The organism is Dietzia sp. Die43 (assembly GCF_024519835.1).
In the GTDB taxonomy this organism is placed as follows: Bacteria; Actinomycetota; Actinomycetes; order Mycobacteriales; family Mycobacteriaceae; genus Dietzia; species Dietzia kunjamensis.
Genome location: NZ_JALJRF010000005.1, coordinates 39,244 through 52,069, shown reverse-complemented (window position 1 = coordinate 52,069; position 12,826 = coordinate 39,244). Strand labels below are relative to the sequence as shown.

General features: G+C 73.6%; 13 protein-coding genes. 6 read left to right on the top strand and 7 right to left on the bottom strand.

The window, feature by feature from the left end; all coding sequences use genetic code 11:
* Positions 1 to 49: 49 nt before the first annotated feature.
* Complete coding sequence (locus tag NR111_RS05410; protein WP_154830089.1) at positions 50 to 667, bottom strand: fasciclin domain-containing protein; 618 nt, start codon at positions 665 to 667, stop codon at positions 50 to 52.
* 230 nt (positions 668 to 897) lie between these two features.
* Here NR111_RS05410 and NR111_RS05405 point away from each other — a divergent pair, with 230 nt between their 5' ends.
* Both NR111_RS05405 and NR111_RS05400 read left to right on the top strand, forming a co-directional pair.
* Entirely contained in the window at positions 898 to 1,305 is a 408-nt protein-coding gene (locus NR111_RS05405) for a cupin domain-containing protein (protein WP_120285521.1), read from the top strand.
* Positions 1,306 to 1,433: 128 nt separating this feature from the next.
* Positions 1,434 to 2,690: a glutaminase gene (locus NR111_RS05400; RefSeq protein WP_096906520.1), complete on the top strand. Its 1,257-nt coding sequence runs from the start codon at positions 1,434 to 1,436 to the stop codon at positions 2,688 to 2,690.
* A 45-nt stretch (positions 2,691 to 2,735) separates the two neighbouring features.
* Here the strand turns inward: NR111_RS05400 and NR111_RS05395 are convergent, their stop codons facing one another.
* From NR111_RS05395 to NR111_RS05375, 5 genes are all read right to left on the bottom strand, one after another.
* Positions 2,736 to 4,265 carry an NAD(P)/FAD-dependent oxidoreductase gene (locus tag NR111_RS05395; RefSeq protein WP_256820275.1) on the bottom strand — a complete coding sequence of 510 codons (1,530 nt, stop codon included), beginning with the start codon at positions 4,263 to 4,265 and terminating at the stop codon, positions 2,736 to 2,738.
* 11 nt (positions 4,266 to 4,276) lie between these two features.
* Positions 4,277 to 5,206 (bottom strand): patatin-like phospholipase family protein, encoded by a 930-nt coding sequence (locus tag NR111_RS05390; protein ID WP_256820175.1) that lies wholly within the window; start codon positions 5,204 to 5,206, stop codon positions 4,277 to 4,279.
* A gap of 57 nt (positions 5,207 to 5,263) precedes the next feature.
* Positions 5,264 to 5,701 (bottom strand): nitroreductase family deazaflavin-dependent oxidoreductase, encoded by a 438-nt coding sequence (locus NR111_RS05385; protein WP_163376914.1) that lies wholly within the window; start codon positions 5,699 to 5,701, stop codon positions 5,264 to 5,266.
* 74 nt (positions 5,702 to 5,775) lie between these two features.
* Positions 5,776 to 7,005, bottom strand: coding sequence for an alpha/beta hydrolase (locus NR111_RS05380; RefSeq protein ID WP_256820174.1), 1,230 nt, complete (start codon positions 7,003 to 7,005; stop codon positions 5,776 to 5,778).
* A gap of 1 nt (position 7,006) precedes the next feature.
* Positions 7,007 to 7,441: a pyrimidine dimer DNA glycosylase/endonuclease V gene (locus NR111_RS05375; RefSeq protein ID WP_256820173.1), complete on the bottom strand. Its 435-nt coding sequence runs from the start codon at positions 7,439 to 7,441 to the stop codon at positions 7,007 to 7,009.
* Positions 7,442 to 7,539: 98 nt separating this feature from the next.
* Between NR111_RS05375 and NR111_RS05370 the strand changes: the two genes are divergently transcribed.
* Positions 7,540 to 8,217, top strand: a complete 678-nt coding sequence (locus NR111_RS05370) for a DNA alkylation repair protein (protein ID WP_256820172.1) — start codon at positions 7,540 to 7,542, stop codon at positions 8,215 to 8,217.
* Positions 8,218 to 8,244: 27 nt separating this feature from the next.
* Here NR111_RS05370 and NR111_RS05365 read toward each other — a convergent pair whose 3' ends face one another.
* A complete protein-coding gene (locus NR111_RS05365) occupies positions 8,245 to 9,462 on the bottom strand; it encodes a glycosyltransferase (protein ID WP_256820171.1) in 1,218 nt (405 codons plus the stop codon).
* A 61-nt stretch (positions 9,463 to 9,523) separates the two neighbouring features.
* On the opposite strand from NR111_RS05365, the gene NR111_RS05360 reads away from it, so the two are divergent.
* Genes NR111_RS05360 through NR111_RS05350 form a run of 3 tightly spaced genes read left to right on the top strand, consistent with a single transcriptional unit; the run spans position 9,524 to position 12,806 of the window.
* Positions 9,524 to 10,408: a WcbI family polysaccharide biosynthesis putative acetyltransferase gene (locus tag NR111_RS05360; RefSeq protein ID WP_256820170.1), complete on the top strand. Its 885-nt coding sequence runs from the start codon at positions 9,524 to 9,526 to the stop codon at positions 10,406 to 10,408.
* Positions 10,405 to 11,427, top strand: a complete 1,023-nt coding sequence (locus tag NR111_RS05355; RefSeq protein WP_256820169.1) for a hypothetical protein — start codon at positions 10,405 to 10,407, stop codon at positions 11,425 to 11,427. Before NR111_RS05360 ends, NR111_RS05355 begins: the two co-directional genes overlap by 4 nt.
* Positions 11,424 to 12,806, top strand: a complete 1,383-nt coding sequence (locus tag NR111_RS05350) for a glycosyltransferase family 2 protein (RefSeq protein ID WP_256820168.1) — start codon at positions 11,424 to 11,426, stop codon at positions 12,804 to 12,806. The genes NR111_RS05355 and NR111_RS05350 overlap by 4 nt, the downstream gene beginning before the upstream one ends.
* Positions 12,807 to 12,826: the final 20 nt, after the last annotated feature.

Sequence of the window (12,826 nt, the reverse complement as noted above, 5' to 3'; positions counted from 1 at the left end):
GCCGGTCGGGGAAGGGCCGGGTCGGGGCGCAGCGAGTGTCACCGGCGGGTCAGGCGGGCGGCATCAGGACTCCGTCGAGGACGTGGATGACGCCGTTGGTGGCGTCCACGTCGGTCTGGACGACGTTGATGCGGGTGCCGTTGCCGTCGACGAGGGCGACGTTCTCGCCCTCCACCTCGACCGTGAGCTCCCCGCCCTGGAGGGTCGCGACCGTCTGGCCGTCCATCTCGAGGACGTCGGCCGCGGGGACCTCACCCTCGATCACGTGGTACTGCAGGATCTGCGCCAGGTCGCCCGTGGGGTCGGCCAGCAACTCGTCCAGCGTGCCCTCGGGCAGGGCCTCGAACGCCTCGTCTGTGGGGGCGAAGACCGTGAACGGACCGGGCCCCTTGAGGGTCTCCGTCAGGCCCGCGGCCTCGATGGCCTGGGTGAGGGTGGTGAAGTCGCCCGCGGCGTTCGCCGTGTCGACGATGTCGCCCTCGGCCGCAGCGCCGGTCTCCTCGGTGGTGGTCTGGTCCTTCGTGGTCTCGTCGGTGGTGGTCTCCTCCGTCATCATCTCCGTGGTGGTCTCGTCGGCCGTGGTCGTGCCACCGTCATCGTCGGTGCCGCACGCTCCCATGAACACCGCGAGACCGATGGCTCCCGTCACTGCGATCGTCCGCTTCATCAAGCTTCCTTTCGCCGGGGTTGCCCGTCAGTGTCCGCACTGCACAGGGGGTACGTGAACCCCCGTGGCCTGATCGTTGTGGCCCCGTGACGGGATGGGGACAGGTCCCCCGGGCCGCGCCTCGGGAGGATGCCCTTGCTTGCGAGCGTCCCGGGAGTCGTCGAAACTCGAGACGGAACGCTGGCCGCCGGCCACCGCGTACACCCGTCTACGAAGAAGCAGGAGCATCGATGAGCCCCACCGATCAGGGTCCGAACCCGTTCGTCGTCGACATCGAGGACGCCACCCTCGCCAACGACAACTACCGCACCACGCTGTGGACGGGATCGCACATGCAGCTCACCGTCATGAGCATCAAGCCCGGGGACGACATCGGTCTCGAGGTCCACGACGACCACGACCAGTTCCTGCGCGTCGAGGCAGGGAAGGGCCGGGTCGAGATGGGCCCCGCGAAGGATCAGCTCGACTTCGTGCGCGAGGTCTCCGACGACTGGGTCATCCTCGTGCCCGCCGGGAGCTGGCACAACGTCACCAACACCGGCGAGGAGGACCTCAAGGTGTACTCACTGTACGGTCCGCCGGAGCACGAGCACGGGACCGTCCACCCGACCAAGGCGGACGACCACCACGATCACTGAGCACGACCACTGACGACCATTTACCACGAGCGCTGACGACGATCATGGCCGCGACCGGTTCGCGGTGCCGGAGGGCCCGGGGCGGTGCACACGCCGCCCCGGGCCCTCCGGCATGACACGCTGGTGGCGTGAAGACGCCGGTACCTGACTATCTGCTCGAGATCCGCGACGCCTGCTCGAACGGTGACGCCGGCCGGCTCGCCGACTACATCCCCGAACTCGCGGCCGTGGACCCCGACCGGTTCGCGGTGGCCGCCTGCACGATGGACGGCATCGTCTACACCGCCGGGGACGCGGACGCCGAGTTCACCATCCAGTCGATGAGCAAGCCGTTCGTCTACGCGCTCGCGCTGCGGGACCGGGGAATCGAGGCGGTCCTGGAGAAGGTCGAGGTGGAGCCGTCCGGGGACGCGTTCAACCAGATCTCCCTGGACCGAGAGACGGGCCGGCCGCGCAATCCGATGATCAACATCGGGGCCATCACCACGCACACGCTGGTGAGCGAGCCCGACGCGACCCAGGACGACCGTGACGAGGCGGTGAGGCAGGGGTTGTCCGCCTTCGCGGGCCGCGAGCTCGGAGTGGACGACGCCGTGCTCGACTCCGAGCTGCGAACGGCGTTCCGCAACCGGGCCATGGCCAACCTTGTGCGCGCAGGCGGGATCATCGCGAACGACCCAGATGAGGTGGTGCGCGGCTACACCCGGCAGTGCGCCTATCGGGTGACCGTGCGCGACCTCGCGGTGATGGCGGTGACGCTGGCGACGGGCGGCATCAACCCGGTCACCAAGGAGCGGGTGGTCTCGGCGCCGGTCGCCCGGCAGGTGCTCGCCGTGATGGCCACCTGCGGGATGTACGACGCCGCCGGGGACTGGATGTCCACCGTGGGGATCCCCGCCAAGAGCGGGGTGTCGGGCGGGATCTTCGGTGCCCTGCCCGGGCAGGTCGGGCTCGGGGTGTTCTCCCCGCGACTCGACGAGCACGGCCACAGCGTGGAGGGTGTGCGCACCTTCGAGCGGCTGTCCCACGATCTCGAGTTGCACCTGATGAACACCACCGTTACGGACGTGGAGGCCGTCCGTTCGGTGCGGTTCGACGAGATCTCCGGGCGCCGCACCTTCCGGCTGCAGGGCCCCATGACGTTCGCCAGCGCCGAGCAGGTCCTGCGGCGTCTCGCCGAGATCCCCGAGGGGCCGAGCGAGGTGACCCTGGACCTCAGCCGCGTGTCTTCGGTCAACACGAGCGCGCGCCGGATGCTGCTCGAGGCGATGACGCGGTTGTCGGCGGACGGCCACGTCGTCGGTCTGGCCGACCCGGGCCGGCGCCTCCCCCGACCGGACCTGGGCGACGGGACCCGGCCGGTCAACCGGCGGGCGGCCCGCTAGCTAGCCCGGGCGCGCCAGACCGGCGCACCCAGCGGCACCGGGCACTCAGCCCACCCGGAAGTGCGAGTGGTCCGGTTCCCCCATGAGCTCGGCCAGTCGCGCCCGGTCGAAGGGGAACAGGTCGATCGTGCCGCCGTCGTGGAAGTACCAGGAGTGGCAGCCGGTGTTCCAGACCGTCGGCCCCATCGCCCCGGCGACGTCGTCGTTGAACTCGGCGGTCGCCTCCTCGGTCACCTCCACCGACCGGATCGCGCCGTCGCGGAGGAGTTCGAGCCAGTGGGCGATGTACCGGGCGGTGAGCTCGGCGGTGTGCTGCAGTGAGATCGAGCCGGTGGGGGAGTTGGGGCCCAGCACGGTGAACGCGTTGGGGAAGCCCGGGACGGCGGTCATCCGATAGGCGCGTGGGCCGTCGGCCCACTCGCGCTCAAGGGTGCGGCCGTCGCGTCCGACGACCTCCATGGGACGCATGTAGTCGTGCGCGCGGAAGCCGGTCGCCAGCACGATCACGTCGGCGGGCCGCTCGGTGCCGTCCGCGGTGCGGATCCCGTCCGGGGTGACCTGCGCGATGGCGTCGGTGACGAGCTCGGCGTCGCTGCGCTGGATGGCGCGGTAGTACGTCCCCGAGACCACCTGCCGCTTGCACAGCGGCTCGTCCTCCGGCGTGAGCCGGGCGCGGAGGTCGGGGTCCCGGACCTGCGCCCGGAGGGAGAGCCGCGCGTAGGCCTGGACCGCGCGCCGCCGCCACGACGGTCTGGTGGTGATGTCGGCGAGGACGCCGGATCCCCACTGCAGCGCGGCGTACAGCGCGCGGTGGGCGGTGGGGAACCGTCGCAGTACCGAGCCGACGACGACGAGCTGTCGCATCCGCATCGGGGCCCACAGGATCCACTGGGGCGTGCGGGCGTAGTGCGTGACCGATCCCGCTTCACCGACGAGGGCGGACACCACCTGGACGCCGGTCGAGCCGGTGCCGAGGACAGCGACGCGGCGACCGGTCGTGTCGAGCCCGTCGGGCCAGCGTGCGGTGTGGACGACCCCGCCACGGAACTCCGCCAGTCCGGGGATGTCGGGGATCGCCGGGTGGTGCAGGACCCCGGTCGCGAACACGACGACGTCCGCGGTGATGGTCTCGTCGTCGTCGTCGTCGTGGCCGTGTCCGTCGTCGTCGTCCGCGCCACCACTGCCACCGTCGCCCCCGTCCCGGGCGGCGAGGGTCAACTCCCACGTCGCGGTGCCCTCGTCCCAGCGGGCGGCGGCCACCTCGGTGTCGGTCCGGATGTGCCCGGCCAGGCCGAGGTCGTCGACGACCCGGCGGTGGTAGCGCTGGATCTCGGCGCCGTCGGCCCACACGCGCGACCAGTCGAGCTTCGGCGCGAACCGGAACTGGTAGAGCTGGGACGGCACGTCGCATGTCAGGCCCGGGTAGCGGTTCCAGTACCAGACCCCGCCGACGTCGGAGCCCTTCTCCAGCACGGTGACGTCGGCGAAGCCGCGCTCGCGGAAGACGTGCAGGGCGGTGATGCCGGCGACCCCGGCCCCGACGATCACCACGCGCGGTTCGCGCCGCTCGCGCATTCGACCCGGACTCACACGTCGACCGCGTTGTCCGCCAGCGCGTCGCGGACCGTCTCAGGCGCGGTCACCATGGACGACTCGAACGCCGCCTCCCGTCGGGAGGCACTCATGAAGTGGGCGCCCAGGCCGGCGAGGTCGACGGCGGTGGGCAGGATCGGGACGACGGTCGTACCCCGGGCGCGGACGCTCGCGACCTCGTCGTGCAGCTGGGTGGACATCGCGCGGCGGATCAGCCGGTACTCGATCCCGCCGCCCCGGCCGGGGACGCGGACGCCGGGCGCCGAGGCCATCGGGGCGAGGACGAACACGAGGTCGGCCTCCTCCGGCCCGACCAGGTCCACGGACGCGGTGGAGCCCATGCCGCCGTCGACGAAGATCCGGTCACCGACGGGCACCGGTGGCATCCACCCGGGGGTCGCCCAGGAGGCCCGCAACGCCTCGCCGACGGTGGCCATCGGCGAACCCGGGGCGCCGAACAGGACGCGCTCCCCGGCGAGGACGTCGTAGGCGACGATCCGGGCACCGGTGTGGGGGAGCCATGCGCCGACCTCGAAGCCCTCGGCCAGCCGCTGCAACCAGCCGGCGTCGCCGCGACCGGTGGGGGCGATACCGGTGAGGGCGCCCAGCCCGGACCGTGTGCGGAGCAGACCGGGGTTGAGCAGCGGGAGCCGGGGTAGCGGCGGCCGCCCGGGCGGGGTCGAGGCGATGTGTTCGCGGAGCCGCATGTCGCGGGCCTGCCCGCGCTGCATATCGACCAGTTCGTCGACCCCGATGCCGCCGGCGAGCATGGTCACCAGCTCGGCGCCCGCCGAGGTCCCCAGGAGGACGTCCGCCTCCCGGGGGTCGAATCCCGTCTGCTCGGTGAGCGCGTGGAGGGCGGCGATCATCCAGGCCCCGCCGATCGTGCCCCCGCATCCGAGGACGAGAGCGATTCGGCTCATCCGGCGCCCTCCCCGTGTCCCGCGGGGGGCGCCGCCCCGGAGAGCCCCGCGCTGATCCTAATCGCGCGGCTCCAATACGAACACAGGGATGATCCGGTCGGTGTTCTGCTGGTAGTCGCGATAATCAGGGTAGACGGCGACGGACCGGTCCCACCACCGGTCGCGCTCGGCGCCGCTGAGCTCGCGGGCCGTGTAGTCGCCGACCCGGTCCCTGTCGCGGACCTCCACGTGGGGATCGGCCTTCATGTTCCAGTACCAGACCGGGTGGGTGGGAGCGCCGCCCTGCGAGGCGACGGCCGCGTACGACCCCTCGTGCTCGACGCGCATCAGCGGGGTCTTGCGCAGCTTGCCGGACTTCCGGCCGACGGTGGTCACGATCACCACGGGGATGCCCGCGAGGTCACCGCCCTCCTCGCCGTCGGTCTGCTCGTACGTCTCGACCTGCGTCCGCACCCACTCGCTCGGGCTGGGTTCGTACTCGCCGGACAGTGGCATCGGGGCTCCTCGGTGATGGGGTTCCGTCGGCTGAGGGCGACACTACGCCCGCCAAGGCGTGCTTGCTGCCGACATCAGGCGAGTCGGTCGGTGAATCGCGAGACCGCCTCGACGACCGCCAGGTAGCGCGGCGAGCGCACCGCGTCGAACCCGTGTTGGGCACCGGGGAGCTCGGCGTAGACGACGGGGTTCGGCGACCCGGCGCGCAGGTGCCGTACGAGTCGGCGTGACCCCTTCACCGGCGTGTAGGTGTCGTGCGTGCCGTGGATGATCGCCACCGGCGGGGCGCCGGAGGCCGCGTGGCGCACGGGGTCGGAGACGTCCCGGGTCTCGAGGCCCAGGCGACCGTAGTAGCCGTACAACCCGATCGCGCCGGCGACCGTGGTGTCGGCGTCCTCGAATCCCGGCTGGAAGCGGGGATCTCCCCCGGTCAGGGCGGTCATCATCGCGAGGTGTGCCCCGGCCGAACTGCCCGCCACCACGATCGGCGCGTCGGCCCTGATCCCGTGCGTCGGGCCCTCGGTGCGGATCCACCGCAGGAGCCGCTTGACGTCGACCAGGTGCTGCGGGAACCCCGATTCCGGGGTCGGCGAGAGGTGGTAGGTGGTGCTGATCGCCGCCCACCCGCGCGCGGCGTGGTCGAACAGCATCGCCCGCGACTCCCGGCTCGGGCCGCCCGCCCGGAAGTGCCCACCGTGGATGTGGACGAGCACACCGCGGACGTCGCCGGCGCCACTGCCGCTGATGTCGCTGCTGCCGCTGTTGCCGCCGCTGGCGTTGCCACCGCCGGCCCGCGACGAGCCGGTACGGGTGTAGAGATCGAAGCGGTTGGCCTTCGGATCCGGTCCGTAGACCATGCCCCGGCGGGCCCGCACCCCGCGCGGCCGCAGCGCCCACGGGCGGAACAGCACCCTCGGCCACGACGTGCGGTGGAGGGCCGCCGGGCTCGTCGTCGTCTCCCCGTCGCCCAGCCCCTCGCCCAGCGCGCGGTCGAGGACGGCGGCCGCGGCGACGTGCCGCGACACCACGACACCCAGACCCGCCCAGGTCAGCGCGGCGATGCCGACCCCCACGCGATCGGAGGGACGCGCGCCCCGGCCGGCGCGACTGGCCAGCGCGGGCGCGGTCGCGGCCCCGACCAGCGCCCCGACGTGCAGCGGGAGTTCCTGCGCGGGCAGGCTCCACACCCACCCGGCGGTCGCGGCGGCGAACGGTCGGCGGATCGGCCACAACGCCAGCGCCGTGGAGACCGCGGCGGGGGCGACGAGCACGGGCAAGGGCACGCGGGCGGACGGTCTCGGCATGTCAGGCCTCCGGTAGGGGTGCGCGTTCCCAGGCGGCCACCGGCCCCGGGACGAGGTCGAACATCGGGTGCGGGCGCGGTGAGACGAGTCGGTCCAGCCACGCGGGGTCGCGCTCGGCGACCTTGGCCCGCAGGTGTGCCCACTCCAGCGCGAGCTGCCCGTCGGTGAGCGGCAGGCGTTCGACCCCGGGCGGCAGGACGACGCGCGTGCGGTCGAAGCGGTAGCCGCGCGCGTCGGCGGCGTCGGCGAGCCCGTGCAGCCAGGTGTCGATCCCCGCGACCGGGTCGGGGAGCGTGCGGAAGCGTTCGAGCTGCGGATGACTGCGATAGCCCGTGGTCAGCCCGCGGAGTACCTTCTGGGCCAGGAGCCCCTCGCGCCACCCGGCGACCAGCGCGGCGCGGTCGAGCAGGACGGGATCGATGCTCCACAGGCGCACCCGGCGAGTATAGGTGCGGGCGGGGCGCCGTCGAGCTGGGGACGGTGCGCCGCAGAGGTGCGGACGGCGAAGCCGCGAGGACGGACGAGGAGACGGATATGACGACGACGACAACGCCGACCCGCGACGAGGTGATGGCCGAGCTCGCGGAGCTCGAGGACGCGCGGATCCGGGAGGTCAACGAGCGGCACGGCGACGATCACGCGGTCAACCTCACCACGCTCCGCGCGGTGGCCAAGCGGGTGAAGAAGAACCATCCGCTGGCCCTGGAGCTGTGGGACACGGGCGACTCGGCCGCGAGGCTGCTCGCGTTGCTCATCTGCCGGCCCAAGGAGTTCTCGGCCACAGAGCTGGACACGATGCTGCGCGAGGCCCGCACCCGGAAGGTCCACGACTGGCTGGTCGGCTACGTCGTGATGAAGGGCCCGCACGCCGAGGACCTGCGCGTGGCGTGGTTGGGCGACGCCGACCCGGTGGTCGCCTCCGCCGGCTGGGCGCTCACCGCCGACCGGGTGGTCAAGAAGCCCGAGGGGCTGGACCTGCCCGCGCTGCTGGACGTGATCGAGGCCGAGATGGCCGGCGCCCACGAACGGCTGCAGTGGGAGATGAACACGTGCCTGGCCCAGATCGGGATCCAGCATCCGGATCTGCGGGCGCGCGCACTGGAGATCGGCGAGCGCCTGGGTGTGCTGCGTGACTACCCGACGCCGCCGAACTGCACCTCGCCGTACGCGCCGGAGTGGATCGGCGAGATGGTCCGCCGCCGGGAGGCCTGACGATCCGACCGGGTCCGCCCCGCTGCTCTACCTCTCGGCCGCAGCGGAGAGCGCTCTTCGGTAGATCCGGGCGTGGGCATCGGCGACCGCGGCGTCCTCGGACGCGGGCGCGCGGGCCGGGACCGGCGGGCCGTCGAGGGCAGCCACCAGCGCGCGGCGCAGGTCGTCGGCGGTGGGGTGGGCCGGGTCGTAGACGGCCGGGCCGGATCCGACCGGGCCTGAACCTGCCGCGCCCGATCCGACCGTGCCCGATCCAGCCGCGCCGGACCCGAGCGCGCCGGGGTCCCATTGCTCGGCCAGGTACCCGATCCGCGGGATGACCGGCGGCAGCCCCAGGTCGCGGCACAGCTCCAGCCAGCCGGAGTGGGTGCCGTGGCGGTGGGGCAGGACGAGCGCGTCGATTCCGGCCAGGGCCGCGCACAGGTCGTCGTCGGCGAGGTGGTCGTGGGCACGGACCTCGACGTCCGGATGGGCGGCGAGCCGGTCGAGCTCGGTCGCGGCCGCGTGGCGGGGATACTCCGGATCGCGCGCGGCGGCCAGGGCGTCCGCGCGGACCATCACCGTCAGGTGGGCACCCTCGGGCAGCGCGGTGACCAGCGGGGCCAGGAGTTCCTCGCCGGCGACTCCCGCGCGCAGCGAGCCCAGCACCACACCGACCATGCGCTTGCCTCCGGAGCGATCGAGCCGCGCGAGCCGGTACGGCTCGGTGACCTCCGCGGCCATGAGCCGGGGATGCGGGAGGACCTGCGCGCGAGCGCCCCACCGTTCGCGGATCTCCTCGGCAGCGCCGCGGGTCAGCGTGATCACCGCGGCGGCGCCCCGCACGAGGTGGCCGGTGCGCTCGAGATGGGCGGCAGGGTCGGGCTCGTGCGGGTTGGTCAGGTCGTGCACGGTGACCACCAGCGGCAGGCCCCGCGACCGCAACGCCGCCACGAACTCCCCGATCTGCCCGGGGGAGCGGTGCTCGTAGCCGAAGTGCACATGCACGAGGTCGGCCCCGTCGAGGACCTCGGGACGGTCGGCGGCCTCGAGCGCCGGGTGCGGCCACCAGCGGGCGGGCTCGGCCGGATCCAACACGGGGTCCGCGAGCACCGAGACGTCGGCCGCGGGCGAGATGGCGTGGCGGACGTAGTCGTGCCCGGCCGGCACGGAGCGCACCCGGACCCGCGGCGTGGGCGGCGGCGTTGACGGGCGCGAAGACGCCGACGACAGCGGCGGCGGGACCGGGGAGGAGCCAGTGTTCACCCCGCCACCGTGCCACGCCCGCCGGTTGCCGCCACCTGGGCCCCTGCATACGCTCGGCCCGGTGAGCACCCCCGACCTCCCGACCGTCATGGTGATCGGCAACTGCCAGGCGGACGTCTACCGCGACCTGCTCCGGACCTCCGCGGAGGTCCGGGTGGTGGACGTGCGGCCGGTGTACGAGATGACGGCCGACGACCTGCCCGGCCTGGAGGCGGACCTCGCCCGCACGGACGTGCTGATCGTCCAACCCGTTCGCGACGACTACCGCGACCTCCCGCTCGGACACCGCCAGCTCGCCGCGCGCTTGCCGGCCTCGGCCACGGTCGTGCTGACCCCCGTCCTGCGGTACGCCGGACTGCATCCATACCAGGTGCTGGTCCGCCCACCCCACGACCGCTCCCTGGTCCCGCCGATCGCGCCGTACCACGACCTGCGGGCGATCGTCGCCGCCGCGACCGGTGACCGGAGCGTTCTCGACGCCGCTCCGACCCCGGAGCAGGCGCGGGCCGCGGCCGCCGAGTCGGTGGAGGCGCTGCGCGTGCGCGAGCAGGCCCACGGCACGCTGGTCGCCTCGGACCTCCTCGAGGGGGTCCCGTGCTGGCACACCATCAACCACCCCGACCGGCACACGCTGGCCACGGTGTTCGACCGCATCATCGAGCGCCTGCCCGCGGGCCTGCTCACCGACCCGCCCCGCATCGGCGACCGCGAGCCCCTCGGCGGCACGCGCGCGCCGGTGGAGTCGACCGTCGCACGGGCGCTCGGCGTGGAGGCCGGTGATGTCGCCGGGGGCGCCCGCTCGGGCGAGTGGCTGGTCGACGGAGTCCCGGTGCCCAGCCGCGAGATCATCGACGCCCACCTCGACTGGTACGCGGCCACGCCCGGAGTGGTGGAGGAAGGCCTGCGTCGGCACGCCGCCCGCATCGAGATGCTGGGGCTGAGGTGAGCGGTGCGGGGGCCGGCGAGCAGCACGCGCCGCTGACGATCGCCCCGCTCACACTCGCCCTGGGGCCGCCCGAACACGGGGTGACCCGGTTCGCGGTGGAGTGCGCCCGCGCGGCCGGGACGGGAGTGCTCGAGGTCGCCGACGTCGCCGGGGTACGCGAGGTACTCGACGCCCGACCCGGTGTGTCGGTCCACCTGCACGTCACCGATTCCCTCTTCGGTGCCACCGCTGACGACGCCGCGATGACCGTGGAGGATCTGGCGCGCCGCCGCCGCATCGGGGTCACCCTGCACGACGTCCCCCAGCCTGCGGAGGGCGCCGAGCGGTGTCGGCGGCGCACGCGGGCCTACCAGCGCATCGCGGGCGCGGCGGGGCTCGTCGTGGTGAGCTCCGAGCACGAGCGCCACCTCTGCGCGGCGGCCGACATCGCCGTCGACGCCGTCATCCCGCTGCCCGTCCCCGACCTGGCGCCGCCCGCCGACCTGACCCCCGACGCCCGGTCGGTGGGCGTGTTCGGATTCCTGCACCCGGGCAAGGCCGTCGATGTGGTGGCCGACGCCGTCGCCGCGCTCGCCGACGCCGGTGACGAGGCCGTGTCACTACGGCTGTTGGGGACGTCCGCCGAGGGGCACGACGACTATGTCCACGCCGCGCTGGAGACCGTCCGGGCCGCTGGTGGCGGCGCGGAGGTGACGGGTCGGGTCGACGACGACGACCTCTCCCGCGTCCTCGGCGAGGTCACCGTGCCCGTCGCCCTGTTCCGGAACGTGTCGGCGTCGGGGTCACTCAACACGTGGGCCGCGGCCGGGCGACGCCCCCTGGTCTACGACTCGGACTACACCCGCGAGATGGAGCGCCGCCATCCCGGGTCCCTGCTGATCACCGACGGGGCGGATCTCGTCGGCGACCTGCGACGACTCCTCGACGACCCGTCCCCCACCCGTCGCGAGGCGGCGCCGTCGGGGATGGCCGACCTCGGCCGGGCGTACCGCCGGGCGTGGGAGGGATGGCTCGCATGACAGGCACCCCGAACAGTGACGTCCCGAACAGTGACACCTCAAACAGTGTCGACGTGGTGATCCCGTTCTACGAGGACCAGCCGATGCTCGACCGGATCCTCACGGCGCTGCGCCACCAGAGCGACCCCCGACGGACCGTGCGCGTCATCGTCGCCGACGACGGCTCTCGCACCGCGCCGGTGGTCCCGCCCGAGGTCACTGTCGTGCGCCAGGACGATCGCGGCTTCCGTGCCTCGGCAGCGCGCCACCTCGGCGCCTGCGCGGGCGAGGGCGACCTCCTGCTGTTCCTCGACGGCGACACCGTCCCGGGGCCCGACTTCGTGGCGACGATGTGCGCTGCGCTGGACGGCCACCCGGACCTGCTCGCAGTGGGCCGCCGGCGGTACGGCCGGTTCGCCGTCACCCGGACCGGGGCCGAGCCGACTTTCGAACCGGACGAGATCCTCCCCGACCCCGCCTGGCCTGCGGCGTTCTACGCGGACACGGCGGACCTCACCCGCGGCGAGGACCTGTGGCGGGGGGTGTTGTCCGCGGCGTGCGGCCTGCACCGCCGCCTCTACGACCTCGCCGGCGGGTTCGACCCGGACATCGTCGGCTACGGCGGCGAGGACTGGGACCTGGCGTGGCGGTGCGAACAGGCCGGCGGCCGCCTGCGCTACCTGCCCGACGCGGTGGCCTGGCACGACGGCCCCGACTGGGCCGGCCGCGCCGACGCCGACCACACCGACGGCGGTCAGGCGGACGGTCACCGCGACGAGTCGGACCGGCTCGCCCGGAAACTCGCCCAGAAGAACGCCGAGTCCGCCCTCCTGGCCGGCCTCATCGCCTCACCGCTCACCCGGCCGGCCGCCGGGATCTTCGCCCTGCCGTCGGTCGCGGTCCACGTCCACGCCGGCAGCCCCGAGTTCGCCGGGACCGGCTCCACCGCCGCGACCTGCCTCTCCCTGCTCGCCTGGGCCGACGTGGCCGTGACCGTCGACCCCGCCACACCCGACGCCGCCGTGATCGCCCGACTCTTCGCCGACGACCCCCGGGTGACCCTCGGGACGCGCGGTCGGTGGTGGCGGCCCGGGACGCCGGGCGCGGGCCCTCGTCGTCGTCCCCCCGTCCTCGTCGACATCCTCCGTCCCTGCGCGCTGGGGGCGCTCGACCCGCGGCGCCTGCGCGCGCTGTGCCCACCCGTGGGGAGCGTGACCCTGGACGACGACGAGGGCTACAGCCTCGCGGAGGTCCGCAGCTCGCGGGCGCTCGCACGCGAACTCCACTGGGGCGAGCAGCCACCCGAGCCGACCGCGGTCACGGCGTCGCACGCCGGCGTCCGGGGCATCGACGACGACGGCGCGGGGGTGCGGCTCGAGAGGGTGCTCGGCGGCTGGTGAGTGCCGGGGGTGGCCAGCGG